General features: G+C 60.9%; 7 protein-coding genes and 1 pseudogene. 6 read left to right on the plus strand and 2 right to left on the minus strand.

Annotated elements, in window-relative coordinates; genetic code table 11:
• Positions 1 to 15: 15 nt before the first annotated feature.
• Positions 16 to 543 carry a response regulator gene (locus tag ACILSO_RS11135; RefSeq protein WP_395737477.1) on the minus strand — a complete coding sequence of 176 codons (528 nt, stop codon included), beginning with the start codon at positions 541 to 543 and terminating at the stop codon, positions 16 to 18.
• A gap of 21 nt (positions 544 to 564) precedes the next feature.
• Between ACILSO_RS11135 and ACILSO_RS11140 the strand changes: the two genes are divergently transcribed.
• Positions 565 to 1800, plus strand: coding sequence for a response regulator (locus tag ACILSO_RS11140; protein ID WP_395737478.1), 1236 nt, complete (start codon positions 565 to 567; stop codon positions 1798 to 1800).
• 99 nt (positions 1801 to 1899) lie between these two features.
• On the opposite strand, the gene ACILSO_RS11145 is transcribed toward ACILSO_RS11140, so the two are convergent.
• The gene (locus ACILSO_RS11145; protein WP_395737479.1) at positions 1900 to 2952 is read right to left on the minus strand and encodes a LuxR C-terminal-related transcriptional regulator; all 1053 of its coding nucleotides are present in this window, start codon (positions 2950 to 2952) and stop codon (positions 1900 to 1902) included.
• 226 nt (positions 2953 to 3178) lie between these two features.
• Between ACILSO_RS11145 and ACILSO_RS11150 the strand changes: the two genes are divergently transcribed.
• From ACILSO_RS11150 to ACILSO_RS11170, 5 genes and pseudogenes are all read left to right on the plus strand, one after another.
• Positions 3179 to 3961, plus strand: a complete 783-nt coding sequence (locus tag ACILSO_RS11150; RefSeq protein WP_395737480.1) for a TlpA family protein disulfide reductase — start codon at positions 3179 to 3181, stop codon at positions 3959 to 3961.
• 3013 nt (positions 3962 to 6974) lie between these two features.
• A pseudogene (locus ACILSO_RS11155) lies at positions 6975 to 7349 on the plus strand (cadherin-like beta sandwich domain-containing protein); the annotation flags it as partial.
• A gap of 114 nt (positions 7350 to 7463) precedes the next feature.
• Entirely contained in the window at positions 7464 to 13508 is a 6045-nt protein-coding gene (locus ACILSO_RS11160; protein WP_395737657.1) for a cadherin-like beta sandwich domain-containing protein, read from the plus strand.
• 28 nt (positions 13509 to 13536) lie between these two features.
• The gene (locus ACILSO_RS11165) at positions 13537 to 17226 is read left to right on the plus strand and encodes a tetratricopeptide repeat protein (protein WP_395737481.1); all 3690 of its coding nucleotides are present in this window, start codon (positions 13537 to 13539) and stop codon (positions 17224 to 17226) included.
• A gap of 30 nt (positions 17227 to 17256) precedes the next feature.
• Positions 17257 to 20469: a protein kinase domain-containing protein gene (locus ACILSO_RS11170; protein WP_395737482.1), complete on the plus strand. Its 3213-nt coding sequence runs from the start codon at positions 17257 to 17259 to the stop codon at positions 20467 to 20469.
• Positions 20470 to 21246: the final 777 nt, after the last annotated feature.

Consider the following 21246-nt stretch of genomic DNA (forward strand, 5'->3'; position numbering starts at 1 on the left):
AGTAAGTTCCATCATTCACAGGGCGTGTTCCAGTGCCGGCTCCAGCTCCCCTGAAGCAGGAACTTCCGGCGTGCTGGCGCGGCAGACTTCCGTAATCGCCTCTGCCAATGCTTTCAAACCCTGTTCTTTGGAGACGAAACCCTGCACGTCCGGCCGGCTCAAAACAGGCAGCATGTCGGCGCTGGAATGACTGCTGAGAACGATGACCTTGACCCCCTGCTGCGTGATAAAGTAAGCGCCCTGGTCCAGCAGATCGGTTGCCAGCCCATCTGGCAGGGTCATGTCTATGAGCAGAAAATCCACTGGATGCGAACTTAGCACCGGGAGTGCAGCCGCCACGCTGTCTGCCTCCACCATCCGGAAGTGGGGCAGATATTTGCCTAGAGCCGCCCGCACGACTTCACGATAGATATCATGATCCTCCACCAGCAGGATGACCCCGGATTTGAGCGTAAGATTGGAATGCCAGTTTGCCTGCTGCATAAATGCTCTTAGTTTCTGACTATGACTGAAATCAGCAGTAACATACAGCAAATCTGACACGTGTAGCGTGGAAGCATCATAATGAATAATGATTTAGACTTACCTAAACGTCCACAGCATGGGGTGCTGAAGCTGGATCCATGCCCGGTGGAAGGGGCGAAAGAAGAGAAAGAGGCCTTTCTCGGCAACATGGGGCACGAACTTCGGAACCCGCTTTCCAACATCATCGCCCAGGTGGAAACGCTGCTGGAAGGCATTTATGGCCCCTTGGAGCCTGCGCAAAAGGCCGCCCTGATGGCCGTGGAGGCGAGCACACGCCAGATGCTGCAACTCGTCGCGGACGTGGTCGACCTCGGCAAGATCGATGCCGGCGGAGTTCCATTGACACTTGCTCCATGCCGGGTGAGCGAGATCTGCGGCAGCAGCATGGCAACGGTGGCGGAACTCGCCCGTGCGCGCTCCATTCAGACCGCCTCCGAAGTCGTGCCGGAAGATCTCACTGTGATGGCAGACGCGCCCAGGCTGCAGCAGATCATCACCGAACTGCTCTCGGCGGCGGTGCTTTCCATGCCCACCGGTGGGAGATTGCAGCTTCGCAGCACCCAGGATGCGGGCGTTCTGCTGCTTCAAACTTTGAGCAGCACGAGTCCTTTCCAGGTGGAAACTTCAAAAGCAGCCGCAGGTGGCCCCGCCCCGCCCGCCGAACTCGTCAGAAGATTGAGCAAGGTCAAACCCATCGGCCTGGCCCTGCTGCAGAAGCTGGTGCGGCTCCACGGAGGCTCGTTTGAAGTGAGCGAAACTCCGCAGCAGGAAATCAGCATGCTCGTCTGCCTCCCCCTGGCCGACGAGACGGACGCAGCGCCTGTCCCGGAGACTGGCAACCACGAACGAGTGCACTCTGAGCATCCTGCCGCCGCTGCTGCTGCGTCTTCCACGCAGCCTACCATTTTGATCGCAGACGATCAGGCCGCGCTCCTCACCGTGACCCGCAACTACCTGGAAAGTCTCGGTTTCACCGTCATCACCGCGCGCGACGGAAGTGAAGCCGTGCAGCAGGCCGTCACCGTCAGGCCAGACCTGATCTTGATGGATGTGCGCATGCCGGTGGTGGATGGACTGAGCGCCATCCGGCAGATCCGTGCCGCGGAAGACCCGAAAACTCGTGCGATCTCCATCGTCAGTCTTTCGGGCCATGCCAGTGCCGCAGACAAAGAACGATGCCTCGCCGCCGGCGCGACCGGCTACCTGAACAAACCCTTCGGCGTCCGCGAACTGGACCGCATCATCGCCGAACACATCCGGGCGGACTGCAACTGAACCGATGGCGGGGGAGACAGGATTCGCACCGGCACTCTATAGCGTGGCGGCGTGGGATTTCGGATGCCCGAAATCCTTGTGTCCTGGCTGACAACGGTATCAGCCGCGCCCGACGCGTTCGATGACCTCGCGTATGGCCTGGGCACGATTTTCGACGCCGAGTTTTTTGAGTATACTCTCCACGTGCTTGTTCACGGTGCCGACGGCGATGGACAAAATGTCGGCGATCTCCCCGTTCGTCTTGCCTTCGGCGAGCCATTTCATGACATCCACTTCGCGCTCGGAGAGCCCAAGGACCATGAGCATGAGGGAGGAGAAGATGGCGGTCTCCATGGTGCAAAGCAAAAAATACTCGCCGGCGCTGGCTCTGATGCAGCGCAGCACCAGGCGGCTGCCCTCGTGCTGGGCGACGAAGGGAGCGGCATGGGTCCTATCCTGCGTCATGGCGGCAGTGGTGGTGCGCAGCCAGGCGTGCAGGCGGGATGGCATGGACGTGTATGGGTCCGACGGCTCGTGGAAGAAACGCTTCACAAGCTCCTGCCAGGCGGCATCCGCATCGCGAATGCGAAGGTTTTCATCCACCCGTAATACCAGACGGCTGACGGCGCCCAGGCCCGGCGCCACAACCGCAGTCTGAGCGGTGGTGCTGAGCGCACTCTCCTGCGGGGGGAGGGCGCGCTGCCCTGGCCAGCGGAAGCGCAGGACGGCCTCGCCCAGCCTGATCTCGTCCTTGTCCGTAAGCAGCGTGGGCTGCCAGATGCGCGTGCCGTTGATCAGGACGCCATTGGTGCTGCCAAGATCTGAGATAAAGCAGGCGCTGCTGTGAAAATATACCAGGGCATGACGGCGCGAGACGCCCGTCGCCGTCAGGCAGATTTGATTGTCCTTGTGCCTGCCGACGAAGGTTTCGTCTTCAATGCGGTGTTTGGCGTTTAGGTGCTCCAGCCATGCAGCCATGGGATGAGCCTGAATGGTAAGGGTGTGCGCCGCAAGTTTTTTGAGGGCAGGAGCAGAGGCGGGCGCATCGCAAATTTGGTGGGTAAGTCTACCCATACCCGGTTTTTCTCCGCGTGAGATGATGGTGGTGTTCTCCGCGCCGATGGCCACAGGGCCTCGGCGGCGGGGAGTGAACCACTCACCGATTCTTCTCATGCATGCTTATATCCGCCTCCCTGGCATCCAACGTTCCCGGAATTCCACTCCCTCAGCGCACCTGTGGCATGACTGGCCCCGCTACGAGCGGCAGCCATATTTCTCCCGGCCGGTCAAAAGCGTGGCGGAGCCTGAGGGAACGCGTGCGGTTGTTTCAGCGCCTTTGGCCCGGAGCGGCCCGCGCCTTGCGGGGCAGTTTTTGAGCCGGGTGCTGGTGATATCCGCCATGATTGCCGGAGCCAGCCCGGCCCTCTGCCAGAACGAAGGTGAAGGCTTTCTGTTTGGCTCGCCGAACCTGAGCAAAGATCAGCTTCAGTGGCTGGTTGGCCGCATGATCCAGCGGCAGGAGGTGCAGAAATTGGGAGGACTTGGAGCGGGCCAGTCCGGCCTGCAAAATGACATCGCAGCGAATGTGCAAAAAATGGGCGCGGACGCTGTGGCGGGTCTCAAAGCCGCCGCCACCCTCGGGCGATCTGCGCTGCCTGGCACAGGCCCGGCTCCCACGGGCGGCGGGACTTCCCCGTCTACTACCCCGTCCGGGGAACAGGCGGCCGCTTCCTCCTCACCCGCGCCCGCACCTGCTTCTGGTGCGACGCAGGCGCTGGACATCAAGTTTACTGCCGTGGACGGCCGCGTGGTGGACCTGGCCAGCCTGCGGGGCAAAGTGGTGCTGATCGACTTCTGGGCGACCTGGTGCAAGCCCTGCATGGGCGAGATCCCGAATGTGGTGGCCGCGTACCAGAAATACCACGACCAGGGTTTCGAGGTGATCGGCATCTCCTTTGACACCAACAAAGTGACGCTGCAGCGCGTGACGGAAGACATGCACATGCCCTGGCCGCAATATTTCGACGGCAAGGGCTGGCAGAATGACTTTGGCGTGAAGTTCGGCATCCACGGCATTCCCACCATGTGGCTCATCGACCAGCAGGGAAGGCTGGTGACGAAGAACGCCCGCACGGACCTGGCAGGCCAGGTGGCCAAGCTGCTCTCGACTGGAACGAAGTGAAGCGTCGAGATTTGCAGCAAGATCCACGCACCCCATGCCATTAAGCAGTTAGCGATATATGACATTTGCGGCGGCCACGGCCAGCTTTCGCCTAAAATTCTTCTCGTGACGGCTAACCATGGGCTGTTTAATAGTTTCAACGCCTCCGCGAGGCCGGGTACGAAAGTCAGCCGGTTAAGTTTCGCAGATTCACTCTCCAACCGATACGCCCATGTCAGCCCCGCGCCTTGAAGCATTACGCGCACTGTGGCACCGCCGTCGCCGCGCCCTCCTTCTTGGCGTGCTCGTGCTGAGTGCCGCGGGTGTTTGCGTGCCGGGTCAGCGGACGGGGTTCGGGGAGAAGCATGCCTCCATTCAAAACCGTGATGTGGCGGAGCGATCTGGGCGGGTGGAGACAGCACAACAAGGCGGGAGCGGATTTGCGCCCGGGCGCTCCACCTTGACGTCCGCCCATGACGACGATGCGCGGCGCCTTGCTCCTGCGGCAACCCCTGCTCCTGAAACAGCAGCAGCAGCGGCGGCGACTGCGATCCCTTTTGCGGAGATTGGCGCGAAGGCGACGAAGGATTATCAGGGCGATGCGATGGGGATCACCCCGACGCGGGAGGGTGCTCAACTGCGCACGGGATTTCAAAAGCTCGCGGGCACTGTGACAAGCGAAGGTCTCTGGCTGGAGTCCACCGAGGCGGAGGGCGGGCGGCTGCGGGTCATCGCGCGCTCTGTCGGGCGTGGTTCTGCCGGCACGGCGCTCCCGGCTTCAGGCAGTGTGACTGTGGCAAAAAAATCCGTCCTCTTTGCACGCCTCGGCCTCACCGAGGAATACAGTGTGAGCGTGGACGGCGTGCGGCAGGATTTTATCATTGCGGATCGGCCCACAGGCACGGGCGCACTTCAGGTGCGGCTGGCGCTGAGCGGTGCCCGCGCCGAAGCCGCAGCTGATGGCGCGCGACTGATCCTCACCGGCTCGGGGCGTACGCTGGCCTACAACCGCCTGAATGTGACGGATGCCACCGGGAAGCAGTTGAGTGCGAGGATTGAAGTTCCTGCCTCGGACAGCCTCGCGATTCGAGTGGAGGACGCCGGGGCTGTGTATCCGGTGCGGATTGATCCGACGTTCAGCGATGCGGACTGGGTGAGTTTGAATCCGGGGGTGCCTGGGGCAGACTTTCCGGTGCTTGCATCCATCATAGATGGGGCCGGCAATCTTTATATCGGCGGTTCATTTGCGCTAACTGGTGTTGCGGCGAATCGGATTGCAAAATGGGATGGCAGTAGTTGGTCGGCGCTCGGCACAGGAATGAGCGGGACAAACAGTGCCGTCAACGCCCTCGCCATCGATGGATCAGGCAACCTTTATGCGGGGGGGGCCTTCACTAAGGCAGGCGGAGTTTCCGCTAATAATATTGCGAAATGGAACGGCAATGTTTGGACAGCGCTGGATTCGGGGCTGGACAATTCAGTCAAAGCTCTGGCTGTAAATGGTGCAGATTTGTATGTTGGCGGGAGCTTTGTCGTGGCAGGAGGGATTACTGTCAACCGCATTGCCAAATGGAACGGCAGTGTTTGGAGCGCATTGGGTGCGGGTATTACGACTGGTTCAGTTAATGCGTTGGCTGTGAACGGCTCAAACCTCTATGCGGGAGGAAGTTTTACTGCAGCAGGTGGCGTCACGGCTGCAAATGTTGCCGCATGGGATGGAAATGGGTGGACGGCACTCGGTTCAGGAACTGATAACACGGTCAATGCTCTGGCTGTAAGCGGGTCGGATTTATACGTTGGAGGCAATTTCACAACGGCGGGAGGGGCTGCCAATACACAGTATATTGCGAAGTGGAACGGGAGTGGCTGGTCGGCCCTCGGTTCTGGAACAAACAACACGGTCAATGCGCTGATCGTAGCCGGTGATGATCTTCTCGTGGGGGGAGTTTTTAGAACAGCTGGCGGTGTGTCGGCCTCTGGAATCGCAAAATGGAGCGGTGGGACCTGGTCTGCGTTGGGGGCAGGATTGAACTACGCTGTTTACACCCTGGCTGTAGATGGATCTAACCTCTTTGCGGGAGGAAGTTTCTGGTACTCAGATTCTTCGAATGCTCCACCACTTTACAACATTGCAAAGTGGAATGGTGTCAGCTGGCTAGGTCTGGGGACAACGATCAATAGCAAGGTGAATGCTTTGGCTGTGATGGGTGGGGACCTTTATGCGGGCGGGGAATTCACCACAGCAAGCGGGCAGACGGTCAATTATATTGCCAGGTGGAACGGCAGCACTTGGTCTTCCGTGGGATCAGGAATGAATGGTCTCGTTTATGCCTTGGCGGTGATTGGGACGGATCTTTATGCCGGAGGGAGATTCAGCTTCGCCGGGGGCACCTTAGTTAATAACATTGCCAAATGGGATGGTGTCGCATGGTCGCCTCTCGGAGCTGGCACGGACGGTGCCGTCCAAGCACTGCTGGTAAAGGATACGGCCATTTATGTAGGAGGCCGCTTCGGAAACGCAGGTGGGTTGGTCGCTAACAATATCGCAAAATGGGACGGAACCAATTGGTCGGTGCTCGGTTCAGGAGTGACGGGAACCGCCCGAACAGTCTATGCGCTGGCGATGAGTGGAACCGATCTCTACGCAGGTGGGTGGTTCGACACTGCCGGCGGATTGGCTGCAAGCAATGTTGCGAAATGGAATGGAAGCACATGGGCGGCCCTGGGAACTGGGACGAGTAGCTACGTCTATTCATTGGCAGCCAGCGGATCAAACCTATTCGTTGGTGGCGGATTTTCAGATGCAGGCGGAGTCACAGTGTATAGCATAGCACAGTGGAATGGCAGCACATGGCTTTCCGTCGGTGGGACAACTTACACTCCTACTAATGTGCGTTCTTTGGTTGTCATAGGCAGCGATCTATATGCTGGTGGGTACAATACGGGCGCGGGCAATTTGATGAAATGGAACGGGACATCTTGGTTGGCGCTTGGATCCAGTACTCTCAAAGGGGGGGGGAACACGATTAACGCCATGGTTGCAGATGGATCTGGTCACTTGTTTTTAGGTGGAGACTTCAATTTTGCGGGAGCCACTCCTTCGCCCTTCGTCGTCCAGGCCAATCTAAACGGTGGAACGCTTGATCTGTCAGCGCTCAATCTCAACGCCGGATCGCTAATTCCGGCATTCTCCAGCGCGACAACAACTTACACGGCAAGTGTGAGCAATGCGACAACTGCCATCACAGTCACGCCTTCTGTGACAATGGGAAATGCGAATGCAAAGGTCAATGGTGTGCCTGTGGTATCCGGTGCTTCCAGTGGTCCGATCAACCTTGTTGTAGGAGCCAATCTGATCACAATTGATGTGACCGGGCAGGATGCTGTCACAACAAAAACTTACAAGGTAACTGTGACGCGCACGACGGTTCCCACAGTTGTTTCACCAACCAGCGCATCGATCACCACAACCAGTGCAACGCTTGGCGGGAACGCGTCAAGTGACGGGGGCGCGTCGATCAGCATGCGTGGGGTCGTTTATGCGCCTACTGCGATCAACAGCAGTCCGCAGATCGGTGGAGCCGGTGTGACAAACAAGACCCATACTTCTGGCTCAGGAACCTTCGGTGTGAATGTGACAGGTCTCACGCCCGGAACGAGCTATACGTACGCTGCTTATGCCACCAACATCGAAGGCACCAGCTACAGCGCGACGGGCACCTTCTCCACATTGAGCACTGATGCCACCTTGTCTGGCCTTGCCTTGAGTTCGGGCACGCTGAGTCCGGTTTTTGCCTCGGGAACCCTCAGCTACACGGCCACCGTCAGCAATGCAACGACGTCAGTAATGGTGACACCCATCACCACACAGGCCAACGCAAGTGTGAAAGTCAATGGTACAACTGTGGCCTCTGGCACTGCCAGCGGGCCTGTTTCTCTGGTCGTTGGCTCGAACACGCTTACTATCGTGGTGACCGCGCAGGATGGCACGACCACAAAGACTTATACCGTTGCTGTTTCTCGCACTTCCCTCCCTTCGGTTACTACACCAACCAGCACATCTGTCAGCGGTGTCAGCGCTACGCTGGGTGGCTGGGTGACGAGCACCGGTTTCACAACCATCAGCGCCCGCGGAGTTGTCTATTCACCGACAGGAACGAATGGGGCCCCGCAGCTAGGTGGCACAGGGGTCATGACCGTGGCAGTTGCAGGAGGACTAGGCACCTTCACGGCGGGTGTCAGTGGACTAACCCCGAACACACCCTACACGTATGCGGCCTACGCCACCAACAGCGAAGGAACCAGTTATAGTAGTTTCGGAACCTTTACCACCGCCTCTCTGCCCACTGTAACTACGCCTACCAGTGCGTCGCTGACTGGAACCAGTGCCACGCTTGGGGGTAGTGTCACCAGCGACGGAGGCGCGACAATCAGCGCGCGCGGCGTGGTTTGTGCGCCAACGGCGACGAATGGCAATCCTAGAATCGGTGGCCTGGGAGTGGCAAACATTCTCGGCAGCGGCACTACCGGGGTGTTCACGGTGAATGCCATCGGACTCACTCCTGGAACGGCATACAGCTATGCTGCCTATGCGACCAATGATGGAGGGACCAGTTACAGCAGCACGGGGACGTTCACGACGCTGAGCAATAATCCGAATCTCTCCGGTCTTGTGATAAGCACCGGCACGCTAAGCCCATCCTTTGCCAGCGGGACGACGAGTTATACGGTCACAGTTGCCGATACGTTGAGCAGCCTCACTGTCACGCCAACGGTTGCTCAGGCCAATGCCTCGGTGAAGGTCAATGGCACCGCTGTGAACTCGGGCAGTGCGAGCGGGGCCATCAGTCTGGGCTATGGGGCGAATACGATCACCACGGTGGTCACGGCGCAGGATGGGACGACGACCAAGACGTACACGATTGTCGTCACGCGTCTAGCACCGAATCCGCTGGTGGCCACTTATAGTGCGGCGACAAATGTGCCGCTGACGACGAATGGGTTTACGGCGACGGGCGGGGCAGTGAGTTTTTCGCTGAACTATGCACCGCTGACGGGGACGAACTTGATGGTGGTGAAGAATACCGGGCTGGGTTTCATCAACGGGGCCTTCAGCAATCTGGCGCAGGGGCAGGCGGTGGCGCTGACGTATAACAGCGTGACGTACAACTTTGTGGCGAACTACTACGGTGGCACGGGCAATGACCTGGTGCTGCAGTGGGCGGCGACCTCGCCCATGAGCTGGGGCTGGAATGCCACCGGTCAGCTCGGCAACAATAGCACCACGAACAGTCTGGTGCCTGCGGTGGTGAACACGTCTGGGGTGCTCTCTGGCAGGACGACCGTGGCCGTGGCAGCGGGGGCTTTCCACAGTCTGGCGCTCTGCGGAGATGGCACGCTGGCGGCGTGGGGAGACGACACTTATGGTCAGCTGGGAGACAACAGCACGACGCAGAGCAATGTGCCGGTGGCGGTGAATCAAACGGGAGCGCTGGCGGGAAAAACAGTTGTCGCCGTCGCGGCGGGGCAGCTGCATTCTTTGGTGCTGTGCTCGGATGGTACGATGGCGGCGTGGGGGAATAACAGCCTCGGGCAGCTGGGCAATAACAGCAGCACCGACAGCCCCGTGCCAGTGGCGGTGAGTGCTGCGGGCGCGCTGGCGGGGAAGACCGTCGTCGCTATAGCTGCCGGGTCGGCGCACAATCTGGCGCTGTGCTCCGATGGCTCCGTGGTGGCCTGGGGTTACAATGGAGAGGGGGAACTGGGCAACAACAGCACCACCACGAGTCTGGTGCCAGTGGCCGTGAGCGCCGCAGGCGTGCTGGTGGGGCGCAGCGTGATCGCCGTGGCGGCGGGGAATTATCATAGCCTCGTGGCTTGCGCAGACGGGACGGTGCATGCCTGGGGTGGCAACAGTGCGGGACAGCTCGGCAACGGCAGCAACACAGACAGCCTGGTGCCCGTGGCGGTGACGATGACGGGGGCGCTCAATGGCAAAACAGTCACGGCCATCGCGTCTGGCTCGGATCACTGTGTGGTGCAGTGCTCAGATGCCAGCATGGCCACCTGGGGCTGGAATGGCGAGGGGGAACTGGGCAACAACAGCACCACCAACAGCAATGTGCCGATCACCATCAGCCCTTCGGGTGTATTGCTGGGCAAGACGGTGAGCACCATCTCTGCAGGCGGGCTCTACACCCAGCTCATGTGCACGGACAGCACCATGGTCACCTGGGGCTGGAATGGCGAAGGCGAACTGGGCAACAACAACACGACCACGCGCAAAACTCCGGGACTGGTGACCACCACCTCACTGCCTTCTGGTGGGCGGTTCATGCTGGGACGCAGCGGTTCCCTGGCCAGCCACAGCCTGGCTATCGTGGGGCTGCCGCCCACGGCACCCGTCGCCACGACATTGACGGCCTCTTCTCCGACGATGACGGGAGCAACGTTGAGCGGGACGGTGAACGCGAATTTCAACAGCGTCTCCGTGACCTTTGAATACGGCACAACAGCGGCCTATGGCTCCAGCGTTGCCGCGGTGCCGGGGACGGTGGGTGGCAGCACCGACACCAATGTGGGCGTGACGCTGACGGGACTGGCGGCCAATACCACGTATCATTTCCGTGTGACCGCCACCAACAGCAGCGGCACAGTCACAGGGGGAGATGCCACCTTCACCACTCTCCAGGATCCGCCGGTCGCCATCACCACCGCGCCCACCGCCATTACAAACGCCACGGCCATGCTGTCCGCCACGGTGAACCCGAATGGCAGAAGCACCACCGTGAGCTTTGAGTACGGGCTGAATACTTTCTATGGTAGCACCACCACCGCCCAGGTTCTGACGGCTGGAACCAGCGCCGTCAATGTGACGGTGCTGATCACCGGCCTCACTGCTGGTGCCACCGTTCACTACCGTGTCATCGCCACCAACAGCGGCGGCACGGCCACGGGAGCGGATGTGGCATTTACCACCACGACAGTCGGTATCGCCACCGCACCGCCGACAGTGAGCGCTGTCGGAGCCATCAGCATCACGACCACGGGCGCCCGATTGCAGGGCAATGTCAATCCCAACGGCGGCTCCACCAATGCGTTCTTTGAGTATGGCATCGTGCCGGGCTTTGGCTCCAACAGCCAGAGCCTGGGGGCAGGCAGCGGCACCCAGCCGCAGAACGTGTTTTTTGACGTCACAGGATTGCAGCCCGGCACGCCCTATCAGCTCCGGCTTGTGGCCCAAAACAATTACGACAACGGCACGCCGGGTGCAAACACCACCACTGGCAGCACCGTCACCTTCACCACCAATTTCCTGCCACCCGAGGTCACCACGGGCGGAGCCACGGCGCTGACGACGACGAGCACGCGCATCAGCGGCACGGTCAATGCGAACGGCACCAGCACGCAGGTGTTCTTTGACTATGGCACCGATGGTGTGAACTACCCCTTCAGTGTCAATGCCGCTCAGGGCACCATCGGCGGAAACACAACCACCGCCGTCACTGCAGACCTCACCAATCTGCTGCAGGACGTCACGTATTCCTATCGCGTGCGTGCCGTGAGTTCGGGTGGCACCACCACGGGTGCGACGGGTACGTTTCAGATCGCCATTCTCTCCGGCCTGCTGCAGCAGTTTCCTTCGGCGGCACCTGCAGCGCAGGGGGCGCTGAGCGTCACGCTTACTCCGGCAGGCCTCACCTCGGCCTGGCGTTTTGTCGGGGAGACGCTGTGGCGCACCTCCGGCACCACCGTGGTGGGACTTACCACGGGCAGCCGGGACATCGAGTTTCTCCCCGTGCCGGGCTACATCAATCCACCGCAGGAAACGGTGAGCACCGTCAGCGGAGATCCCACGCTCACTCTCACGCGGGTCTACTACACCACCACGACTTCGGGCAGTGGCAGCCTGATGGTCACGCTGAAGCCGGACGAACTCGCCGCCAGCACCGTGCCGCAGGCCACGCGCGCGCAGTGGCGTTTTCTTGGCGAGGATGACAGCCACTGGCGTGACAGCAATGTGACGGTGACGGGACTGAACGCAGGCAGCTACTCCATCGAGTGCAAGCCCGTCTCCGGACGCGCCACGCCCACGCCGGTAAAAGCGGTCGTCAGCGCAGGCACGTCCGCCATATCCACGATCACGTATTTCCTGCCGGATTCACTGGTCGGCACGGGGCCGTCGGTGCTGCCCTTTGCCAATGTTTCAACAGACCAGACCAAGCCCTACGCCTATGTGGGGCAGATCCGCAGCACGGCGGGGGTGAGCACGGGCTTTGTGGTGAAGGCGCGCGTGGTGGCCACCGCAGGGCATGTGGTGTGGGACGACGGCACGCTCTCCGCCGCGCAGGGACTGCAGTGGCTGTTTCAGCACGATGCGGGAAGCTATGAACCCACGCCGCAAATACCTCGCGGGTTCTACACTTTTGACGGCTATGCCGCACAGCGCACGCTGGAGAACACACCCGGCACCTCCTCGCCGCTCTCCCAAACGCTGGACGTGGCCGCGATGTATTTTCTCGAAGACGCAGGTCGCGGCGGCTATGGCGGCTGGCTGGCCAGCGACAATTCACAGAATGAGTTTCTGCTCTCCAATGCGCAGAAGATGCTGGTGGGCTATCCGGTGGATGGCATCACCGGCGCTAATCAAGGCCGCATGTTTGCCACTCCTGCGGCCAATGTCAGCCTGACGGCAGCCTATGGCCGCACCTTCACCACGAGTGACATTCACAGCTTTGGCGGGAACTCCGGCGGGCCGCTTTGTGTGCAATATCAAGGCGGGGCCTGGTACCCGGCGGCGATCTATCTTGGCGGCACCAATCAAACGGTCGTGCGCTCCATCGACAGCGCGGTGATCGACCTCTTCAACCGTGCCGAAACGAGCGGAGCCGGCGGCGGCAACAACACGGGTGGCGGCATCACGCACACCAGCGTCACCACCTTTGGCACCACGTCCAATCCCGGAGCCTTGAGCGTGATTATCCAGCCTGCGGGTGCGGTGAGCGCGGGTGCCGGATGGCGGCTGAGCCCGGAGACGAGCTACCGTGTGAGCGGGGCGCAGAAGAGCGGACTGAATGGAGGCAGCTATGTGCTGCAGCTGAACACCGTGGCCGGTTACGATGCTCCTGCTTCGCAGAATGTGACGGTGACGGGCGGCCAGCTCAGCACCGTGACCTTCACCTATGCCGCGGCGCTCTCCGCGCAGGAGAGCTGGCGCATGACCTACTTTGGCATCAGCACCGGCACGGGCAGCGCGGCTGACGGCGCCGATCCCGACGGCGATGGCATGAGCAACCTGGCGGAGTACACTGCGGGAACGAACCCCACCAGCGCCACCGATGTTTTCAAGGTGCAGAGCGGCGTGAAGAACGGTGGGAGCTTTACACTGACCGCAGCAGGCAAAAACGGGCGCACCTATGTGCTGGAGCGCAGCCTCACGATGGCAGCCGGCACGTGGACCGCAGTCGCCACCCAGGGTCCGCTCAGCGGAGATGGCAGCGTGACTTTGACCGACGCCGCCGCACCCGCCGGAGCTGGCTTCTACCGCATCCGCGTCACAGGGCCTTGATGTGCTGCTGAAGAATTTTCCCCGACCCATGAGATCTTTTTTGACCTCCTCGACGAGACGAACAGCCGCGTGTTTTGCAGCCTTCTGGGCGGCGGCGTCACTCCATTCACCGGCGCAGGAGGCCACGATCCTGGAGCTGGAAAACATCGTGCAGACGCAGTCCCAAACGGGCGGTGCCTGGGCGCCCGCCAAGGTGAACCAGGCGATGGCAGTCAGCGAGCGCATCCGCACGCGGCAGCGCAGCCGCGCCACGGTGAAGCTTACCGATTTGTACACGCTGCGCATGGAGCAGCTGACCACGATCGAAATCACCCCGCAGCTGGTGTCGGGAAACAAACCCCGCCTGGATCTCGGAAGCGGTGCGCTGTTCATCTTCAGCCGCGAGCAGAGCGGCGAGATCGACATCAAGACTCCGGCTGCCAACGGCGCACTGCGCGGCACGCAGCTTTTTGTGAAGGTGGAGGCAGGCGGGCGCACCTTCTACCAGGCGCTGGAGGGCAGCATCGAGATCAGCAATGCACAGGGGAGCGTCATCATTCAGGCGGGGCAGGCGGCGGAGGCGGTGCCCGGAAAAGCGCCGGTGCGCACTGCGAAGCTGGAGGCCTCATCCCTTTTGCAGTGGGCTTTATATTACCCTGCGGTGCTCGACCCGCTCGAACTTGAAGCCACGCTCGGCGGTGGCCAGGGGGATGTGCCAGGCGCTGCGTCCAGCAAGGCGCTCGGGGCCTATCATGAAGGGGACCTGCTGCGTGCGCTGGAGCTGCAGCCTGCGGGAGAAAAACGGACTGCCGCAGAACGCTGCCTTCAGGCACAGCTGCTCCTGGCAGTGGGGCGCGTGGATGAAGCGCGGCCACTTCTGGCGGATGTGCCGAGGTCAAACGCGATGCGGCGCGCACTGGAGCGCGTGATCGCCGCGGTGAAATTTGAAGAGCAGCCTGCGTGGTCCATGAGCAGCCTGACCACGGCTTCCGAAGCGCTGGCAGACAGCTATTACCTGCAGTCACGCTTCCAGCTTCCGGCGGCGCTGGCCGCGGCACGGCGTGCCACGGAGCTTTCTCCACAGAACGGTTATGCCCTGGTGCGGCTGGCAGAGCTGGAGTTTTCGTTTGGCCTTGCGAAGGAGGCGGAGAAGTCCCTGACGCAGGCGCTGCAGATCACGCCGCGCAATGCGCAAGCTCATGCACTGCATGGCTTTGTGCTAAGCGCGCGCAGCCGCATTACGGAAGCGCGGCAGGCCTTTCAGCAGGCTGTGGCTTTGGATGGCGCGCTGGGGAATGGCTGGCTGGGCCTGGGTCTGACCAAGATCAAGCAGGGCGAGGTGGGCGCCGGGCGCGCGGACATCCAGACCGCCACCACGGTGGAGCCGCTGATGTCCATGTTTCACAGCTACCTGGGAAAAGCGATGAGCGTGGACGGGCGGCGGGCGGAGGCCGTGAAGGATCTGGATCTGGCCAAGCAGCTGGATCCCAAAGACCCGACGCCGTGGCTGTATTCGGCCATCGAGAACCAGCTTCACAACCGCACGAACACGGCCATCGAAGAACTCAATGAATCCATCCGGCTCAATGACAACCGACGAGTATACCGCTCGCAGTTTCTGCTCGATCAGGACCGAGCAGTGCGGAATGCCAACCTGGCGAAGATCTACCTGAACAGCGGCATGAACGCTGTGGCGCTGCGGGAGGCCTCCCGTGCGGTGCAGAGTGACTACACCAACGCCTCCGCGCATCTCTTTCTGGCCAACGCCTTCAACTCCATGCGCGATCCCAAGCGCATCCAGCTCCGCAATGAGACGCCATGGTTTAACGAGCTGCTGCTCGCCAACATGTTTTCACCCGTGGGCGGAGGACCGCTCTCCCAGTATGTGTCCCAGCAGGAGTACTCGAAGCTGCTGGAGTCTGACGGCATCGGCGCCAGCATCGCCAATGAATACCGCAGTACGGGTGAGTTCCGCACCTCGGCCTCGGTGTTCGGCACGCATGGGAACGTGAGCTACGGCCTGGACTATTATCTGCGGCACGCACCTGGCACGCGGTTTAACAACAACGCCTCGCTCCAGGAGCTTTACGGGCAGGTCAAATGGCAGCCCACGCCCGATGACATTCTGTACTTTCAGGGCAAGTGGGCGGCCCAGCGTGACGGGGATACCTTTGACACGTACAACAACCAGCCGCTGTCCCCCCTCATGTCGTTCAAGGAAGACCAGCGGCCGGGTTTGCTGCTGGCGGGGTGGAATCACCGCTGGGCACCGGGCTCCAACACACTCTTCCTGGCCGGGTGGTTGAACGGCGGGCAGACTCTGTCTGATCCGCTGTCCAACCAGCTGCTGATTCAGCGCGACACCACCGGGATGAATCCGGGCCTGATCAGCACGGTGGGCGGCTTTGATGTTTTTACCAATCCTGCGCTGGCCGGCAGTGCCACGGTGGCGCTGGACGGCGTCTCGCAGGTGTACGCTCCCGCTCTGCAGCAGGCCATCGCGCCCTACATCGGCAGCGGCAATGTGGTGGGTGTGGCCACAGCGCCTTTCACCTTCTGGACCCACCGCTCATGGCAGATCTTCACCGCGGAGCTGCAGCACATCCAGCAGATGAAAAAGCACACGGTGCTGGCTGGCGCACGCGTTCAGGCGGGAACCGTGACCACGGACGCAAACATGGCCATCATCCGCCCCACATTCATCGGGGGCTTTGCCACTCCCGCGGTGGACCAGCACAGTGTCACGGACTTTGAGCGCCTCAGCGTGTATGCCTACGATTTCTGGCGGCCGGCTCCGTGGATTACTTTGATCGGCGGTGTGTCGTGGGATCACATCAACCACCCGGATAATTTCCGCAATCCGCCGGTGAACGACAGACAGCGCCGGGATGAGCGGCTCTCGGGCAAGGCAGGCCTGATCCTCAACCCCTCTCCCTGGTTTCAGGTGCGCGGAGCCTACACGCAAGGCCTCGGCGGCGTAACGTATGATGAGAGCGTGCGGCTGGAGCCGGTGCAGATTGCGGGGTTCAATCAAAGCTATCGCACGGTCATTTCCGAATCTCTTGCAGGCTCCGTGGAGACACCTCGTTTCAAGAGCTGGGGCCTGAGCCTGGAGGGAAGACTGCCGAAGCGCACCTGGTGGGGTGTAACAGGAAATATCATTCAGCAGGATGTGAACCGCACCATCGGCGCATTCACGGGTTATGACTCCGGCGTGTTTCCCATCAGTCCGGCTTATTTTGCCAGCGGCACCTCCCAAAGCCTCGCGTATTCGGAGCAGGCCATGCAGGCAACGGTGAACCAGCTGGTGGGCAGTGAGTTTGCCGTGGGCACAACGTATCGCGTGACGCAGTCTGAGCTGCGCACCACTTTTAATGACCTCGTGGCATTTGGTGCGCCGGGTGCGAGTGTACGCGACAAGGCCACGCTGCATGAGCTCGGTTTTTCGGTGAACTGGAATTCACCCGCGGGGCTTTTTTCCCGGGCGGAGGCAAATTTTTTCAAGCAGAGCCTGCGGGATGATCCCCGCGGGCTGGCTCCAGGGGCAGCGCCGCGCAGGGGCGATGAGTTTGTGCAGTTCAATCTGTTTGCCGGTTATCGCTTCAACCGAAACCTTTGCGAGATCAGCGTGGGCTGCCTCAACCTCACCGACCAGAATTATCAGCTCAGTCCGCTGAGCCCTTATTACGACATCGCACGCCAGAGGACCTTTGTGGTGCGGTTTCGCCTGAGCTTCTAAACTGAACGGCCAGCCCTTTTACATTTCCGAATGAGCGCCCCCCATTCTCCTGAGCAAGAATCCGAACTTCCCCACCCGCGGCAGAACGGCAGCAGTGAAAACTCCGCCACCACGGTCATCATGAACATGGAAGAAGTGGCAGGCGGCGCCTTTTCCCCTCCGCGCTCTCATCAGCCCTGGATGCCTCCCACCGTGGAAGAGCTTCAGGCGCTCATGCCGGGCTATGCCATCGACAAAATGCTCGGCTGCGGAGGCATGGGCGCGGTGTATCGCGGTGTGCAGAGAAACCTGGACCGTCCCGTGGCCATCAAGATCCTGCCGCCGGGCGTGCACGCCAAAGATCCCAGCTATGCGGAGCGCTTTAAAAACGAGGCGCGCATGCTGGCCAAGCTGGTGCACCCGTCTGTGGTGGCGGTGTTTGATTCCGGTGAGACGTCGGGCGGGCAGCTTTTTTTTGTGATGGAGTATGTCGATGGCACGGACGTGGCTGCGATGATCTCCAGGCAGTCGCATCTGCAGCCGGATCAGGCGCGCACCATCGCCCTGCATGTGTGCGATGCGCTCAAAGCCGCGCACGATCTGGGCATCGTGCATCGCGACATCAAACCGGCGAACGTGCTGATTAATCAAAAGGGACAGGTGAAGGTGGCTGACTTTGGCCTGGCACGCATGCACGAGGCGGAAACGGGCGCGCTGACTCGCACGGGCTGTGCGGTGGGAACGCCGGATTTCCTGGCACCCGAAGTGGCGCTGCTGGGCATGCAGGCGGACGGCCGCGCGGACCTCTACGCGCTCGGCGTGATGCTCTACCAGATGCTGACTGGCAGGATGCCACGAGGCTCTTTTAAAACAGCCACGGCGCAGGTGCCGGGCCTGGATCCGCGCTTTGACGCGATCATCCAGCGGGCCATGAAGATGGACCGGACGGAACGCTACCAGAGCGCGGCCGAAATGCGGCATGATCTGGAGCTGATTTCCATGGTGCCTTATGCGCCCGTCATGCAACGGACCTCCGCACGCAGCGCCGAAGCCGTGCCGGTGGCCCGGGTGACGGCGGCACCTGCACCTGCACCGGCGTCCGCCCCTGCCTCTGCAAAAACAAAAGCACCGCTGCCTTCTTCGCAGCCTTCTCCTGCAGCAGCGGCATCCTCAGTGCGCGCCGGGACGACGGTTTCTGGAGGAAAGCGGCGGCTCGCGTTCATCTGGGACTCGGAGCGCCGTGTGCGAATCTTCACGGCATTGGTGGGAGTGCTTCTTTGTGCCGCCGCAGGCCTCTTTTTCCTGAACTCCGGGGCGGGCTTGGTGGTGCTCAGCTATGATCTGCCATTCGTCTTTCACCGTGCCTCCGGCGCCGATGCCATGCGCACCGTGTACCTCGACCAGCTGGAGGGTGACCTGCTGGACCGCAGCGTGCAGGCTCCGCTCCTGGACAAGCTGCGGGAGGCAGGAGCACGCGCCGTGGTGTATGACATCATCTTCGACCGCAAATGGAACGACCCCAAAGTGGATGAAGCCTTTGCCGCCGCGATCCGCCGCTTTCGTGGTGTGGATGACCATAATCAACCTGTCGCCGGCGCGCGCCACGGGATCGTCATGATGGCCTGCGGACGCAAGCAAATCCGCCAGGAAGGCGTGGTGGGAGAGCAGCTCATTCCGCCCACCGACCTGCTGCTCGACGCGGCGGATGATTTTGGCCTGGTGGCGCTGCGGCACGACGATCAGTTCACCGTGCGCGAACTTTCCACCGGCACGCAGGATGAGGCCTCGGTGACGTGGAAGACAGCGGTGGCGCTGGGCGCGCCTTTGAACGAAGGACAACGCCTTGACGCACGGTGGGTCAACTTCGCCGGACCTCCGCCTCACGCGGGACAGACAGGAGCCATATCTGCGATTCCTTCCGTCACCGTTCGGAATGTGCTGGATGGTACAGAGCCGTCTTTCTTTCGGGACAAAGTGGTCATCATCGGCGGCGCGGCAGGCATCGTCAGTCCGAAGATGGGGGAGGATTTGTTTTCCACTCCGTTTCATCGGCTGGACCGCCGTGGAGACGTACCGCTGATGAGTGGCGTGGAAGTGCAGGCAAACATCCTGGCAAATCTGCTCAATGGCAGCTGGCTGACCCGCAGCAGCCGCGGAGCGGATGTGCTTCTGCTGCTGGGAGTGGCACTTCTGGTCGGAGCGGGTCTCACGTGCGTGCGACCGCTTTCGGGCCTGGTGCTGACGGTGCTGGGCATGGTGCTGCTCATGGTGGTGGGAGTCTTGGAAATGCACTATGGCAGCGTGTGGTTTCCCTGGAGCGTGGCTGCGTTTGCCCAGCTGCCGGTGGCGCTGGTGTGGGGCACCGCGGCGCACTTCTATGTGGAGCGTTTTTTCCGCATGAAACTGACTGAGGAACGGCGCAGGCTGCGCGAGGCGCTGGAGAAATACGTCTCCCCAAAGATGCTGGAGCGTGTCTCGACAGAGGATTTCCACCTCAAACTGGGCGGGGACAAGATGCGGGCGGCCATGATGTTTACCGACATCGAATCGTTTACGGACATGTGCCAGAACGTGGGAGATCCCGAGTGCATCGTGGAAAATCTCAACGGCTACTTTGAGCGCACCACCGGCCATATCTTTGATCACGACGGCGTCGTCATCAAATTCATCGGCGATGCGATCTTTGCCGCCTGGGGTGTTCCGTTTGCGGATGACAACGCGCCCATCAAGGCCGTGCGCGCCGCATGGAAGCTGTTTGAAAACGCCAAGCTGATGGTGGGTGGTGAGGAACTGCGCACACGCGTGGGCATTCACTATGGCGAGGTGGTGGCTGGAAACATCGGCAGCTCCCGCCATGTGGACTACACCCTTATCGGAGACGCAGTGAACCTGGCCTCCCGCCTTGAGAGCCTGAACAAAACGCTCGGCACCAGCATCTTGATCAGCGAGTCTGTGCATGAGCAACTTGCGGGCGAGTTTTGCACCCGCTGTGTGGGCCAGTTTCGAGTCAAAGGGCGTCGGGATATCACCGTGGTGCATGAGCTTCTGGGACCCGCATCCCTGACAAGCGTGCCACCCTGGGTGGAAACTTACCACCGGGCGCTCGCTGCTTTTGACCTTGGAGACACCCAGACCGCCCGCGCCCTCTTCTCCCAAACCGACCACGCCCGCCGCAATGGCGACGGCCCCTCCCGTTTCTTTCTGGAACTCCTTGTCCGAGGAGAAAAGACCGAGGCCGGGGTGGTGGACTTGAAGGAGAAGTGACCATCTCAATACCCCCTGCAATGCCCGGGGAAGCAATCACCCAGGGCCCGGCCGTGGCGCGGGGACTGGGTAATCCTACCCGTACACGGTGCTGGGGGCCTGTGTCATTATTGGGGTCATAGACTGAGAGTATTGAGATGAAGAGATGGCCGAGCTTTCCAGCAGATGCATTCACCAGGACTTGCGTCCGAAGCGATTGCAATGCCTCTCTTAGGCCACGTTTGATCCTAAGAGGATGGGCAAGATTGTTTCAAAATGAGTCTCTCAAAAATGTGAATTTTACGGTGTGGGCACCTAAAATTCTTTACGTGATCTTTGCCAAAGGGCTGACTACAATGCAGCCCAGGTTTGGCAAGCGTGGCGCGCGCGCAGGCCGGAACTTCTCTTCTGTTTAAGATATGGATCGCCCACCGCCCACTTCGCCGACCGGCCCGCTTGAGGAAGCGCGGCCTTGTCAAATTTGGATTATTGCCCACATCCGGGCCTTCCTGGTGGTCTTTGTGATCTTCTTCTCGGTCTCCGCAGGGACACCCGGTTTCGCTATGCCCAGCACTCCTCGACATCCATGTGTGAAACTCGCCTTTAGGGTGGCTATGAATCGCTCAATTTCCGCCCTTCTTTTCCGATTGGAGAGTGCCAGGAGAAGCCGTTTTTCACTTCTTGTATTCAATGCGGCCTCAATCTAAAGAGCTACAGCTCCGCGCTGGATGGAGCAGGTGCATCACCACAGCTGCTTCGCTGGTTGTGATGGCCATTTTTAACTTGCCACTTCAGTCT

This window comes from Prosthecobacter sp. (genome assembly GCF_044226605.1).
In the GTDB taxonomy this organism is placed as follows: domain Bacteria; phylum Verrucomicrobiota; class Verrucomicrobiia; order Verrucomicrobiales; family Verrucomicrobiaceae; genus Prosthecobacter.